The organism is Enterococcus sp. MSG3290, from assembly GCF_050555565.1.
Classification (GTDB): Bacteria; Bacillota; Bacilli; order Lactobacillales; family Enterococcaceae; genus Enterococcus_B; species Enterococcus_B faecium.
In genome coordinates, this window is record NZ_CP187862.1 from 2129350 (window position 1) to 2144179 (window position 14830).

Annotated in this window: 13 protein-coding genes; 2 read left to right on the forward strand and 11 right to left on the reverse strand. The window is 38.9% G+C overall.

All coding sequences use genetic code 11. The annotated features are described in order from the left end of the window. Positions 1-79 precede the first annotated feature (79 nt). The 7 genes from IGL31_RS10270 to IGL31_RS10300 form a co-directional block, all read right to left on the reverse strand. Positions 80-787: a zinc metallopeptidase gene (locus tag IGL31_RS10270; RefSeq protein ID WP_002287139.1), complete on the reverse strand. Its 708-nt coding sequence runs from the start codon at positions 785-787 to the stop codon at positions 80-82. Positions 788-865: 78 nt separating this feature from the next. Continuing rightward, positions 866-1204: a zinc ribbon domain-containing protein YjdM gene (locus IGL31_RS10275; protein ID WP_002287137.1), complete on the reverse strand. Its 339-nt coding sequence runs from the start codon at positions 1202-1204 to the stop codon at positions 866-868. Positions 1205-1314: 110 nt separating this feature from the next. Next, positions 1315-2277: a DHH family phosphoesterase gene (locus tag IGL31_RS10280; RefSeq protein WP_086300286.1), complete on the reverse strand. Its 963-nt coding sequence runs from the start codon at positions 2275-2277 to the stop codon at positions 1315-1317. A gap of 14 nt (positions 2278-2291) precedes the next feature. After that, a complete protein-coding gene (locus tag IGL31_RS10285) occupies positions 2292-3623 on the reverse strand; it encodes a DRTGG domain-containing protein (protein WP_002287134.1) in 1332 nt (443 codons plus the stop codon). A 7-nt stretch (positions 3624-3630) separates the two neighbouring features. Further along, positions 3631-4311 carry a metal-dependent hydrolase gene (locus tag IGL31_RS10290; protein WP_002287133.1) on the reverse strand — a complete coding sequence of 227 codons (681 nt, stop codon included), beginning with the start codon at positions 4309-4311 and terminating at the stop codon, positions 3631-3633. A gap of 218 nt (positions 4312-4529) precedes the next feature. Continuing rightward, positions 4530-5009, reverse strand: coding sequence for an aminoacyl-tRNA deacylase (locus IGL31_RS10295; RefSeq protein WP_002287132.1), 480 nt, complete (start codon positions 5007-5009; stop codon positions 4530-4532). 126 nt (positions 5010-5135) lie between these two features. Next, a complete protein-coding gene (locus IGL31_RS10300) occupies positions 5136-6815 on the reverse strand; it encodes a ribonuclease J (RefSeq protein ID WP_002287130.1) in 1680 nt (559 codons plus the stop codon). A gap of 547 nt (positions 6816-7362) precedes the next feature. Between IGL31_RS10300 and IGL31_RS10305 the strand changes: the two genes are divergently transcribed. Both IGL31_RS10305 and IGL31_RS10310 read left to right on the forward strand, forming a co-directional pair. Further along, positions 7363-8865 (forward strand): ABC transporter permease, encoded by a 1503-nt coding sequence (locus IGL31_RS10305; RefSeq protein ID WP_002287129.1) that lies wholly within the window; start codon positions 7363-7365, stop codon positions 8863-8865. A 12-nt stretch (positions 8866-8877) separates the two neighbouring features. Continuing rightward, the gene (locus tag IGL31_RS10310) at positions 8878-9540 is read left to right on the forward strand and encodes an ABC transporter ATP-binding protein (protein ID WP_086300285.1); all 663 of its coding nucleotides are present in this window, start codon (positions 8878-8880) and stop codon (positions 9538-9540) included. A 100-nt stretch (positions 9541-9640) separates the two neighbouring features. On the opposite strand, the gene IGL31_RS10315 is transcribed toward IGL31_RS10310, so the two are convergent. The 4 genes from IGL31_RS10315 to IGL31_RS10330 all read right to left on the reverse strand — a co-directional run bounded on the left by IGL31_RS10315 (position 9641) and on the right by IGL31_RS10330 (position 14422). Continuing rightward, entirely contained in the window at positions 9641-9844 is a 204-nt protein-coding gene (locus tag IGL31_RS10315; protein WP_002287127.1) for a CsbD family protein, read from the reverse strand. A 110-nt stretch (positions 9845-9954) separates the two neighbouring features. Then, a complete protein-coding gene (iadA, locus tag IGL31_RS10320; RefSeq protein ID WP_002287126.1) occupies positions 9955-11139 on the reverse strand; it encodes a beta-aspartyl-peptidase in 1185 nt (394 codons plus the stop codon). Positions 11140-11295: 156 nt separating this feature from the next. Next, positions 11296-13035: a putative basic amino acid antiporter YfcC gene (gene yfcC, locus IGL31_RS10325; protein ID WP_002294022.1), complete on the reverse strand. Its 1740-nt coding sequence runs from the start codon at positions 13033-13035 to the stop codon at positions 11296-11298. A 772-nt stretch (positions 13036-13807) separates the two neighbouring features. Then, positions 13808-14422, reverse strand: coding sequence for an SIS domain-containing protein (locus IGL31_RS10330; protein ID WP_002287124.1), 615 nt, complete (start codon positions 14420-14422; stop codon positions 13808-13810). Positions 14423-14830: the final 408 nt, after the last annotated feature.

Genomic DNA, 14830 nt, shown 5'->3' on the forward strand with positions numbered 1-14830 from the left:
ATTCCAAATAAACGGTATTCAATCAGCTAACTCTCGGTATTAGCTCAGATCAAAGCACTGATTTCACAACTTCTTTATTTTAATCTCTTCGGTTGCCGCCGAACAATAAGATCAAGCGCAACAGCTGCAGGAATGTCGAAAGCGCTGCTGCAACATAAGTCAGTGCTGCTGCAAATAATACGTGTCTTGCCATCGGTACTTCTTCTTCCGTCAGTAGTCCGCCTTCACTCAAAATTTGGATTGCTCGCCGAGACGCGTTAAATTCGACTGGTAATGTCACCAATTGGAACAGTAACGCTAAAGAAAAAGCGAAAATCCCGATATTGATTAACGTAGAGTTCCAGCTAAGCAATACACCTACCATAATCAATGGGAACGAAATCATCGAACCAAAGTTAGCTGCTGGAACAAGTGCTGCACGAATCTTCAATGGGACATAACCCGAAGCATCTTGCACCGCATGTCCGCATTCATGAGCTGCTACACCTATCGCAGCAACTGAAGTAGATTGTGCAGTTGCTTGAGACAAACTCAACATCTTATTACCTGAATTGTAGTTATCTGTGAGATCTCCGGCAATTTGTTGAACACCGACATTATTTATCTGTTGACTTTGTAATATATATTGTGCTGCTTGTGTACCAGTCACATTGTTTTTGCTTCTCACTTGATCGTATTTTCGGAAAGTACTATTGACGTACGCTGACGCAATTCCGGAAATAACTAATCCAAGAATGACCAAAAGAAATGTCGGATCTAAAAAACCATACATTCCATAACCATACATTGTCGTTTCACTCCTTTTCGTTTACTTTATTTTATCATTAGTAGTAGGAAAAGAATGTGAAAAGACCTTGAATATTCTTTAATTCTTTTTCACAAATTCCGATTTCAGTTTCATCGGTCCAAATCCTTCTACCTTGCAATCGATATTATGATCGCCTTCTACTAAACGGATGTTCTTGACTTTTGTTCCTTGTTTAATGGCACCTGACGCACCTTTTACTTTCAAGTCTTTAATCACTGTCACGCTATCGCCCTCTAACAGACGGTTTCCATTTGCATCTAATACCACTAATCCGTCTTCTATGACAGTTTCTTGTTCTTCTTTGTTCCATTCGTTCCCGCATTCTGGGCAAATCAACAAGCCTCGATCTTCATATGTGTACTCTGAGCCACATTCTGGGCAATTTGGTAATGTCATCTTCTTTCTCCTTTAAAATCTTTAGTGAGCACTATTGTAACGGAAAAAGAAGATCTTGAAAAGATACATTTGTGATTTTTACTACAAAAGGCACGTTTTCGAACGAAGTATCATTCTGTTTTTCTGCTCTTATACGATTGGCATATATCTTGGATCTCTTTATAGATTTCCTCTACTTCTGCTAAATCTTTTGCATTCGCACCACTTGCTAATGGATGGCCTCCTCCATGATGGCGTTTAGCCAATTCATTGATGATCGGCCCCTTAGAACGTAAGCGTACGCGGTAATACCCTGAAGGCTGCTGAACAAAAATCCCCCAAGCCAGCACTTCGTCAATCACTCCAGGAAGTGAAACGATCGAAGCTGTCTCTGAATCATCGATTCCATATTTATCAAGAATTTCTTGCGGAAGGATAATTCTTCCTGCACCATTTTCATCCACCTGGATATTTTGATAAAGATAACCAGAAAGTTTAGCGACTTTCATCGGCATTTGTTCAATCTCTCTGTTCAAAGCACTTGCATCAAATGGATAATTTCTCAATATCGAAGCAATCTCTAATGTACGGGACGTCGTGGAGGGATACAAAAAGCGCCCTGTATCTCCGACGATTCCTGCATAAAGTAACCGTGCAGCCTTAACGTTCATCTTTAAAGATTCAGGAAACATCAAAGCAAATTCTGCAATCATCTCACTACAGCTACTTGCTTTTGTATTTACCCACACAAGATCTCCATAAGGGTCATCATTGGGATGATGGTCGATTTTGATCAGTTTTTCTGCCAACTGATATCTTTGATCACTGATTCTGGGTGAATTAGCTGTATCAGTCACGATGACTAGCGCTCCTTGGTAGAAGACATCTTCAACTTCTTGCATTTCTGCTAAAAAGCGAAGCCCTTCAATTGTTTCACCTACTTGACGTATTTCTTTTTCTGGGAAACTTCCCCGTAATAGTTCGGCTAATCCTACTTGTGATCCTAATGCATCAGGATCAGGGCGCAAATGCCTGTGGATAATGATTTTATCGTATTTTTTTATTGTATCTACTATTTCTTGCTGTACTGTCATTTCACTCCTGCTTTCTAAGAACGTTCCATTACTTGACAAACAACGATTGCTTTGGAAACGATGGTGTTTTCAATAAACACTTCGATATCCAGTTTAGCGGAACGTCTGCCGATTTCCAATACACGTGGACGAATGTCTAATTCGCTTTCCAATTGGATCAGCCGCAAATAATGTAGGTTCACTTGTTCAATCAAGATATTTCGTTTTTGGTTCATCACCATTGTTTTTTGTGCGACATCAGAAATGATTTCGCTAAGTACGCCAAAAGAAATTGTTCCAACGCCATTGACCATTTGTGGTGCTACTACGAATTTGAACTTAGGGTTTTCCAAACGATTTCCTTCACGGTCAGTATCAATCGTATGGATATTTCCAGATATCTGATCCGAAATCGTATCTGCAATCTGCGGTTGTCGCTGGACAAGCTGCATCGCTTTCATTACATCTTGCCGGGTAATCAAGCCTTCCAATGTCAAGTCATCGGAAACGACCGGCATGACTTCTAGCCCATCCCAGATCATTTGATGGCTAACAGAGGCAATACTCATTGTTTTCTTTACACTGATTGGTTCTTTCGTCATCACCCGATCGATGATCTGGTTTGGCGATTTCCCTAAAACATCTTTTGCCGTAACAATCCCCATCAAACGATGATGGCGGTTGACGACTGGAAAACGCGAATGCTGCGTTTCTTCTGACAAACGCTGATAATCAGAAATCGTATCTGTCTGCTGCAAATAATGAGTCTTTTCAGCTGGCATATAGATATCACTGACAAGCATGATATCTTTTTTGATCAATTGGTCGCTTAATGCTCGGTTGATCATGGTTGCGACTGTAAATGTATCATAAGAGGTGCGTAAGATCGGCATTTCAAGATCATCAGCTAGCTTTGCAATCTCAGCAGTCGTATTGAATCCTCCTGTGATCAATACTGCGGCGCCATCTTCCAATGCTAATTTTTGGACTTCCGCCCGGTTGCCGACGATCATTAGTGATCCTGGCGTAATATAGCGTTCCATGGCATGTTTAGTCATCGCGCCGATGACGAATTTATTCAAGACCTTGTCTAATCCTGCCGCCCCGCCTAAAACGTCCCCTTCAATGATCCTGACGACCTCGCCAAATGTCAAACGTTCAATATGTTTTTTTAATTTGCGTTCGATACGGATGGTCCCTACTCGTTGAATTGTTGAAACTAGTCCGACATTTTCTGCATCTTTGATTGCACGGTACGCTGTTCCTTCACTGACATTCAATTCTTTTGCGATGCTTCTTACAGAAATTCGATTGCCAACAGGTAAACTTTCAATATATTCTAAAATCAAATCATGTTTTGTCGCCATTTTCTGCCTACACTTCCAGCGTTTCCGAGACGCTCATTATTTTTCCTTCACTATCTTCCAGTAACTCTACAAAAGATTCGGGATCTTGTTCAATGACAGGGAAAGTATTGTAATGGATTGGAACTACTTTCTTGGCACGAATTGTTTGCGCAGCCTTTGCTGCATCTTCTGGCCCCATCGTATAGTTATCGCCAATCGGCAAGAAAGCGACATCAATATCGAATTCTTCTGCAAGCAATCCTAGATCACTGAAATAAGCAGTATCCCCTGCATGATAAATCGTTTTTCCTTCTGCTTGAATAATAATTCCGCTAGGCTCGCCCATATACTGAACGATACCGTCTACTTCATAGCTTGAACTATGCTGTGCATGTACGAATTTTACCACGCCGAATGGAAACGCATGTTTTCCACCGATATTCATACCGAATGAATCTACTCCTCTGCTGTTCGCATAATCAGCAATCTCAACAATACTGATAATTGTGGCTTGATTTTCTTTTGCAATAGGAATCATATCTCCTATGTGGTCACTATGACCATGAGTAATCAGCAACCAATCTGTCTTTACTTCTTCTGCAGTTAAGTCTGTCAATGGATTTCCTGTAATAAACGGGTCAATCATCACGCGTTGGCCATTTTCCATTTCAATTGTTAAACAGGAATGTCCATGATACGTAATTTTCATATTTTACACCTCGCGTTTTCTCTGTATCTTTTTTATTAAAAACGATTTCATCACTTGCACATCAATGAAAAAATATAGCTGCTAAATATATTTTCATTGGATTGATAGTACAGTATGTACAAAGCAATTGTAACAGATAATACAGGATGCACCAAGTACCAAGCAGATATAATCTCAAGTTTGAGGTCTCTGCTCTGCTTAGCTTCTCTTCTCGTCCCTTAACTAATTAAATCAGCGTAAATAGGATGGACGATCTTTTCTAAATCGGCTACTTTTATCCGAAGGCTTCTCCCGATTTCACCGCTTGACACAATTACTTCTTCTTTTTCTTTTAAAGAACTGTCTGCTAAAAAACAATAATCAGGATGTGCGAGTTTTATTCCAATAGGGGTGTTTGCTCCGTGGGGATATCCTGTATGCATTAATACAAAATCCATTCCAGGAAAACCAACTTTACGATCTTTCGTCACTTGTCTCGTTTTTTTGTAATCTAAGTGATCGTTCAAAGGAATCAATGCGATGATCACCCCAGTTTTGTTTCCTTTCACTACGAGAGTTTTACATATCAAAGCTGGATCAATCCCTCTTTTTTGTAGTTCTTCTGTGAAAGATTCTTCTACCACATGACTAAAATCAAGTGGTTGATAGCTGATCTTTTGTTCTTCTAAATAACGTTCGACTTTTGTTTGACTCATCATTGATTCACTCCCTTTATTCTATCGTTTATTATAAAGCGAGGGATGCTGTATTCAAAAATTATTTGTTTTTCGCAAAAAAAGAGCAAGACGAGCACTCTATAGAGAGGTTCATCTTACTCTTTTTGTTTATTTTTTATTTCGACGTTGAGTAGCTTCCATAATGACTGGCAAGATCACTGGGCGGCGTTTTGTTTGTTCAAATAAGTAACGGCCTAATTGATCTCGGATGTCTTGCTTTAATTTGCTCCACTCAAAATCATTGCTTTCTAAATGTTTCTCAACGATTGTTTCAATCATATTGCTGCTTTCTTTCATCAGATCACGGCTAGCTTTTACGTAAACGAATCCCCGTGAAGTAATTTGAGGTTTTGAAATGATTTTCTTTTCTCGCCGACTGATAGTGACAACCGCTACGAAAATCCCGTCTTCTGACAAGATTTTTCGATCACGTAAAACAATGTTTCCGATATCACCTATGCCTAATCCATCAATCATTACATTTTCTGCACTTGTAGTTCCTGCAACACTCATACGCTTGTTCTTATATTCCAGCACGTCTCCGCGTCCAGTAATATAGATATTTTTGTATGGCATCCCTACTGCATGAGCCAAATCTGCATGAGCAGCTAATTCACGATACTCTCCTTGAACTGGCACAAAATATGTTGGTTTCATCAAATTGATCATTAATTGCAAGTCATTAGGATTGGCATGGCCAGAAACGCGCATATTCTCAGAGATCAACTTCACTGTTCCACCAGCTCGATAAATGATATCTTCCGTTTTCGCCACGATGGTTTCCATCGCGATGCTTGGCGTAGTAGTGATATAAACCAAATCTCCTTCTTCAATCTTGACATTACGGTGTGTACCGTTTGCCATTTTTTGCAGAGACTTGATGGGTTCACCCATTCGGCCAGTTTCTAAAATGATCAGTTCTTCTGGATCATAGTTTTTCATGTCTTTCAACGTAACAAGCAGATCTTCACTTGGTAATTGAAGTTTTTCTAAACGCATCGCTGTGCGAATAATTCGTTCGAAATCTTGACCAGTCAAGACAACTTTTCGTTGTGCTTTTTCTGCTGCATCCAATACTTGTTGCACTCGTTGCAAATTACTTGCTACACAAGCGACGATGATACGCCCTTCCCAATATTTGATCGTATCAAATACTTCATCTGCTATTTGGGCTTCAGAAGCTACAGGCTGAGGATTTTCTGCATTTGCCGATTCACTTAGTAAGGCTAAGACTCCTTCTTTGCCGATTTCCGCCAATCGTGCATAATCTGTTTGATACATTGGGATAGCCGTTTGGTCAAATTTAAAATCTCCCGTATAAACGATACTACCTTCTTTTGTTTTCAGATTGATCCCCACTGAATCTGGTATCGTATGAGTGGTACGGAAAAAGCTCACTACTGTTTCACCAAAGTCTATTTCTGTATGCTCATCTACCACATGGAAATCCTTAAATCCTTTGGCTGCTTCATTACGACTGACATTCAATTTTGCTAACTCGATCGTCAACTCTGTCCCGAATACTGGTACAGAAATTTTTGACAACAAGTAAGGAAGTGCCCCGATCGCATCTGCATGTCCATGTGTTAAAAAGACACCAGCTACACGATCAATGTTTTCTTCTAAATACGTAAAATCAGGGATTACGACGTCGATCCCCAACAACTCATTTTCAGGATATTTTAGCCCACAATCTAAAATAAAAATATCCTCGCCCACTTCTGCGACATACATGTTTTTTCCATTTTCACGAACGCCGCCTAATGGGATAATTTTAATGGTACTCACAAACTTCACCTCTTCTTATGACATCCAAGTTTAAAGATGTCGATTTTCTTCTTTATCTAAATATATGAGCCATTCCAATGAAGCATATGCAAAATCACTATTTCTCAACTTATGGAGAATCAGCAGGAAAATTACCAGCACATCCGCGTTCTGACAGTTGGATGGGCATTTTATTTTGGATATACTTCATTAACAAAATGGATCTTTTGCGAAACGCTATAGCCAGAATACTTATATAAGTATTCAGCTGTTCCCCATTATTATACAACAAATAAACTAAATCGCTAGTATCAGCAATTGTTAGAACAACTATGCACGTAAAAATCCCTCTGTAGCATCTAGGATTTCTTTTGCTATTCCTCTTTCATTTCTTCTTCGTCGGTTTGAAACATACTTTTTTCATTTTACCACATTTTTTGCAATAACTATAGTGACTTTTTATATATACAGAACCTCATGTTGATGGTGTGCAAACAGCATAAGATTTAAGCTAGCTTTAAGATAGGTTGTCTATTATCAAATGCATCTACTAGGAGGGATGCAAAATATGAATTTTATGAAACGTGCATGGAAAAGTACAAAAGTAAAATGGGGACGTTCATTGTTATTGTTTGCCGTGTTCACAGCCATTCTTATTTTTGTGCTAGCTGGCCTCACGATTCGAAGCGCTGCAGAAGAAGCAGCGAATCAAGCACAAAAAGAAGTTGGAGCAACAGTGACTTTAAGTGCCAATCGAGAAGCTTCATTTAAAAAACAGGAACAAACTTCTTCAAGCGGTTCTACCACTGAAGAACGTCCAGATCCAGGCAGTTTTTCTCTTACACCAGTTTCCTTAACGGACGCGGAAAAAATAGCTGAATTAGATAATGTAAAGAGTTATTCCTTTGAAAGTTCCGCCTCAGCTATGGCAAAAGATGGAATAACTGCCATCACTAGTTCTGATTCAAGTGAAGACAGTTCAGAAACTACTGATGCAGGCGGTGAACCTGCTGGAGGAATGGGCGGGAATCCGCAAATGACTCAAGCAGACTTTCAAATCAGTGGTGTGTCAGCAACTGCACAAAATAGTAATTTTTCTGATGGAACAGCAAAAATCACGGATGGTGAAGGAATAGATGACAGCGACAAAGGCACAAACAATGTAGTCATTGATTCTACTCTAGCAGAAACAAATGACCTGGCAGTCGGAGATACTTTCACAATCACGAGTACTGAAGATGAAGATACCACTTATGAAATGACGATCAAAGGAATTTATGAATCCAGCGAAACAAGCGGCAGTATGGGTATGAAATTCAACTTCATGAATCCGTCGAATACACTTTACACTTCTTACACTTTTGCAAATGAACTAAATGGGACATCTGACGATAACACGATAGATTCTGCTATTTACACTCTATCTGATCCAGATAAAATGGATGAGTTTCTCAAAGAAGCTGAGAAGCTGATCGACACAGATACATTTAGCTTACAATCAAATGATTCCATGTATCAGTCAATGTTGGAACCTTTAAACAACGTGGCAAGTTTTTCTAAAAATGTTGTTTTACTAGTGGCTGTAGCCGGTATTATCATACTTACTCTGATCATTATGATTACCATTCGGGAGCGTCGGCATGAGTTAGGCGTCTTGCTATCTTTAGGAGAATCCAGAAGTAAAATCATTCTCCAATTGTTTACCGAAGTGGCTATTTGTATGATTCTTGCATTAGGAGTTGCTTCGCTTAGCGGAAACGTCGTCGCGAATGCCGTGGGACAGCAGCTACTTGACCAACAGACAGAAACCACGACACAAAACCAGCAAGCTCCTGGCGGTGGACAAATGCCAGGTAACAGACAAGAACAAGGCGGTCAACGCGATGGTCAACAAGGAACCACGAATAATCCATTTGCTGTTTCTGATCAAGTCAGCGAATTGGAAATCAATGTCAAACCTGCACAATTGGGACTATTAGCCGGAGTAGCATTTGGAATCAGTCTGTTTTCTGTCTTTTTAGCTTCTATAGGGATATTAAGATTAAACCCAAGAAAAATCCTATTAAACTAAAGGAGGAATTTGATGTTACGGACAGAACAATTGGGATTTTGGTATCAAGATCCGCAAGATGCGCTTTATAAAGATGTAGAACTGAATTTCGAAGCTGGAAAAATGTACGCTATTTTAGGAGCAAGTGGTTCTGGAAAAACGACTTTTCTTTCGCTTATTTCTGGACTAGATGCACCAAAAGAAGGAAAGGTATACTATCAAGATCGTTCACTGAACAAAATCGGGTTAAGAAGTTATCGTAAAAATGATGTCTCGATTATTTTCCAAGCTTACAACTTGCTTCCTTATTTATCGGCTCTAGACAACGTCATAGCAGCAATGGAAATCACTAAGACCAAGCAAGAGAATTATCGACAAGTTGCTTTAGATCGACTGGCTCGTGTAGGAATTGATGAAATATTAGCAAAAAAACAGGTGACCAAACTTTCGGGAGGTCAGCAGCAGCGAGTCGCTATCGTTCGTGCTATCTGCTGTGAACATCAACTAATCGTAGCGGATGAGCCTACTGGAAATCTAGATGAAACAACTTCACAAGATATCGTCAAACTTTTCCAAGAAATCGTCCATGAACAAAATCGCTGTATTATCATCGTGACTCATGAGATTGAAGTAGCAAAAAGCTGTGATGAAGTCTTTGAACTAAAAAATAAAAAATTTCAAAAAATCGAAGTTTAAAAAACAGGATAATGATCAAATAAAAAATCCGAACCATATCTGCGAGACAGATATGGTTCGGATTTTTTATTTGCTTGATTCAATTAGTAATAAGTGGTTTTTATTTTTTTTCGTCTTTTCGAGAAAACTTGTCTTTGACTTCGTCGCCTAAATTTCGAGCTTTTTCTTTGATGTCAGCACCTAGTGATTGTGCTTTCCCTTCTGTTTCTTTGCTCTTGTCGTCTGTTGCTTTGCCGTATGCTTCTTTTCCTTCACCGACTACTTTATCTTTCATATCTTTAGAACGTCCTTTTAAATCTGCCATTGTGCTTCCTCCTCTTAGTTTGTTTATTGATCTACCTTCAGGGTAACATCAACAACAGATACAGACAAACAGAACGCTCGTTTTCTAAAAAAGATAGTTAGAGCTGTTGATTAAAAACTTTTTTCGAAAGTCCCCCATACTTTGACTTCTTTTTCTTGGACCATTATTTCTCCTTTAGCGATAACTGTATCAATATCAAGCGTTTCTTTATCCAAGATACACAGATCTGCATCAGCACCAATTTCGATTTTTCCTTTTTTATCCAATTTCAATATACGTGCTGGATTACTGGTTATAGCTCGTAAGGCGATTTCCAAAGGGATACTTTCTTTTTGCACAGCTTCTTTGATCCCTACTAGCAATGCCTTGGCACTTCCTACTCCTAACCCTAGGAAATGATTGTTTTCATCAAAATAAGGCAAGCTTCCTTGTCCATCTGAGGTCATCGTGAAATTATCTAAAGAAACATCTTCCTCGATCAATCGTTTCAGTGCTTTGCTGAAGCGAACTTCACCATCTGTCTTCTCCCAAAAATCAGGATCTTCGCTAGCAGTGAAGTCAATCGTGCCACCACGTTTGGCAAATGCCACGCAAGCTTCAAATAATTCTGGTGTGCGATTTGCATGAGTAGGCAAAAATTGTGTGATCGGAATTTCTGTTTCTTCTACGATTCGTGTCAATAGCTCTAGCTTTCTTTTTCCTCCGCCTAAGTGGACATTGATGATCCCAGCTTTTCCGGATAACATGCCTCCTACACGAGCATCTGCTACTGCACGAGCGAACTCTTCAAAACTTGGCTGAGAAGAACGGTGATCGGATACTGCGATTTCTCCGATTCCGATAATTTTATCAATTGTCAAAAAGTCTTTGATGATAGAATCTGTTACTGTTTTTACCGGCAATCGGTACGAACCTTCGTATACATAAGTGGAGATTCCTTCTGCTTCCAGACCTTTCGCTTTGCTGATCAACGCAGTCATATCTCTACCTTCTCCGTCTGTTCCCAAACAACCGACAACTGTCGTTACACCAGCTGTAGTCAATTGGCTCAATGTGACTTCTGGCGTTCGATTTTGATAACCGCCTTCTCCTCCTCCACCTAAAATATGGAAATGACAGTCAATGAAACCCGGGGTTAGTACTTTTCCCTCACCTGAAAGTTCTTCTACTTCCACTCCTTCGTAGCCGCCTTCTAGCTGTTCTTCTACAGCCAAAATCTTCCCACCGGCAATCAGTACATCCATTTTTCCTAAGTAATCTGGTGCAAACACTTCAATTTGTCGAATGATTTTCATACATTTTTCCTCTTTCTTTAAGTATAACTGATGATAGGATCTTAAAAAATAATCCAAACGATAGAATCTTTACTCCTTTGATTTTACCGTAAAATGACGGTTCTTGGAGTCCTTATCTACTGTTTGGATTACTTTTTTATTTACAGGTCTCCAGTACTACTGCAGACCTATTGCAATGGCAATCATGATGAAAATAGTTCCTAAAACAAACAGGAATCCTTGCATCTTGATTTGGAATCTTGCCCATTTTGCCCATTCGATCCGTGCAACACCTAGCACACCAATCAAGCTGGCTGATACGGGTGTAAAAGCGTCCATAAAACCTGAACCAAGCTGATAAGCAAGAACTGCTACTTGTCTGGATACACCTACTAAATCTGCCAGTGGAGCCATGATTGGCATAGTCAAAGCTGCTTGTCCTGAATTTGATGTAACAACCAAGTTGAACAAACTTTGGAAGATGTACATCGCCCAAGCACCAATGACAGCTGGAACACCGGTCAACGCCGTCCCGATCCCATGCAAAATCGTATTCAAAGCTGAAGGAACAGATGCATCAGATCCTCCCAAGACAAGAAGAATCCCTTTGGCCATACCTACTACGATTGCTGTACCAGCTAAATCAGCTGCACCAGATTGGAAAGAAGAAGCGATGTCATTGACTTTCATTCCATCTAATTTGAAAAGAACAGCAATGATTCCAGCAACTAATCCCATCACAAAGAATTGAGAAGCGATTTCTGGAATGTAATAGCCTTTTTGAGTCACGCCCCAAACGATCCAGACAAGGACAACTAACATCTCTAATAAGATCAATTTATGCCCAAGCATGAATTTTTTATTTTCATCAGATGTCTTTTTGATATGAGAACGGAAATAATCATCTGATTTGTAAGTCAACGAACTTTCTGGTTTTTTACGGATTTTTTCTGCATATATCATCATATAACCAGCGGCTAATGCAGTAACAACTACCCACATAATCAATCGGAATGTCGCACCAGACAACACGGGGATTCCAGCAATCCCTTGAGCCACCGCTACGCTAAACGGGCTCATCCAAGAGGTCGCATTTCCGACTTGAGATGCGACATAAGTCACGGTTACTGCTACGATCGAGTCATATCCTAACGCAATGACAAATGGAACCATCACCATTGAGAATGGAATTACCTCTTCTGCCATCCCGAATGTAGCGCCACCGAATGAAAAAGCAAAGAATAATAGCGGTAAAGCTAAACGCTCCAGTCCCTTAGTTTTACTGATAAACGCATAGATACCTGCGTCGATCGCTCCGGTACGCATAATAATACCAAAAGCACCTCCAACAACAAGGATCAATGCAGCGATCCCTACAGCAGATCCATACTTATCTCCAGATACTAGTCCTTCAAAAACAAAATTTAAGAAACCAAAGCCGCCAAAATCATCTGTTCCCCATATTTTGGCTGTTTTATGCAATTTTTTAGAAGTATCATAGATATTTTCGCCGTACTGATCGTAAAGCACATCATCTGTCAAGGAAATTTCATCTAGTTTTTCCTGCGTAAGATTTTTTTCTCCGTCAGCAATGACTTTTTCCAATCCTTTTTCCGGAACATCCAGTTTTTCACGTTCTGCTGGATGATCTTGCAGTTCTTCTAATTGATCAAACACATACGACTTATCCAGCTCGTAAGCATAACGGAAGGAATCTTGACGTAAAACAGTACGAGTACTTGTTTCGCCATTTGCATCTTTGTATTCAATATCTTGCGTGCTGAACTTTCCTGCTGGAACGACAAAAGTCAGTATCCATGCAAAGATGACTACACCAAAAATAATGACATACGTATGGGGTGTCGATAATTTAGTGAAGTCGCGTTTCGGTTTTCCTGAAGAATTTGTTTTCTTCAAATTTATTTCTTCCTTTCTTTTTTCAGTAATTTTGATGAATAAAAAATGGATAATCAAATGAATTATACAGTAAAAATGACATTTCCACATGAATAATTTATTAGAAAATCACTTTTTTCTATTTTGCTTTTTTTCTCCTATGTATGATTATTTTTTTCTCTTTCCATTTATATTAAGTATTTTATTTCTCTGTTTTTCCTTAAAATTCTTTTTTTATTTTTAGATTAGAGAAAATCTCGTCCTGTTTTTTTCATTTTACAATCATTGAAAAATTGAATTTCATTGCAAAAAAAATAATAAACACTTATAAATATCCATTATCTATCCTTCAATTTTTGTGTATTTTATTTCTATTAGAAAAAGGTATCCTGTTGGACAATTTTGTTATATCAGGTAAACTTCATTGCAATAATGATAACAAATGTACTATAATTACTTTGTAAAGAGTTTTGGGGAAGACTCTTTCATCAACGTGTATTAAGAGACAAGAAAGAATCCATATGGATTCTTTCTTGTCTCTTTTTCCACTACTTTTTATTTTTCTGACACTACATATTCTTATAACTCATTTCTCATAACTGTGAAACAACTTATAAAAATAACAAACTTTAAACAAAACAAGCTTAAAATCAAAGATGATCCATCTTAAAATAACTAAAACAAAAAAAGTAGTCGTTGTTAATCCTCATTAATAATCGTTTTCTTTTTTTCAAACGCTCCATTTTTATGTGGAACATTATTTTTTTAAGGAACTTTGTCAACATGTGGATAACTATTTTCCACTTGTGTCCTGGACTAGCTGTTTTGCTGTAAAATACAAAACTTGCTGCAGCAAAAAGATCGTTGCAAGAGAGGCTGTTCCGCAGATCGCTGGATCTAGATTTGGCAAAGTCAAGACTGCATCATGTAAATTGGCGTGGTTGTCCAAAACCAAATCAGCAAATTCAAATAATCGCAAACCACTGCTATGTTGCGATTTGATACTTCGTGACAAATCAAATCCAGTAACAATGATTAATGGATGACCATTTTCTTTGATCCACTGAGCTAGTTCGATGATTGCCGGGTTTCTTCCTTCATTCGAAAGAAGAAGAAAAATGTCTTCTGATTTGACAGAAAGCTGATCAATAATTGCCTGTCCTGCACCTTCTAGCGTTTCATAGACACCTCCGGCTGGATTTTCAATCAATATACTTGGTACAAGATCCGGGGTTTGATCCCAAAATTCAAATGCTACACCACTTAGTGTGCGGCTAGCATATATCTGCAATCTACCACCTTGATTAATTTGTTTCGCGATCCAAGTGCCAGCTTGAAGCATCAGCGGCTCTTCTATCCTTAATTTCTCTTCCAATTGGTGATAATAGTCAAAATAACATAAACTCATTTATCTCTCCCGCCTAGCTATACTTGACATGAATAGAAACAGCTGCCTAATCTAAGGAAGTACATAAAAAAACAGTAGTTAGACAGTAACACATGTGGTCTTTGCTGTTTCAAACACAAAAAAGGCATTGAACGAATACGCCCAATACCTTGACATAGCAAATAAAACAACGTGCAGACCATGGAAAATATCTACATAGGGGTAGAATTTTCACCCTAGATTAGGTACAATAAATTAGGTCGATGCACTGCATTGACTATGGCAAAATGATCGGTCAGGGTGTATGTGTGTGACTGGTCATTCCCTGATTCTTAGCGCCAACTAAGGGTCAGGGAGCCTTTTTTTATTCAGCTGTTTCTATCTGAATTTATTGTAAGTAATCTCTTATCCAAGTGCAAGCACGAAAAT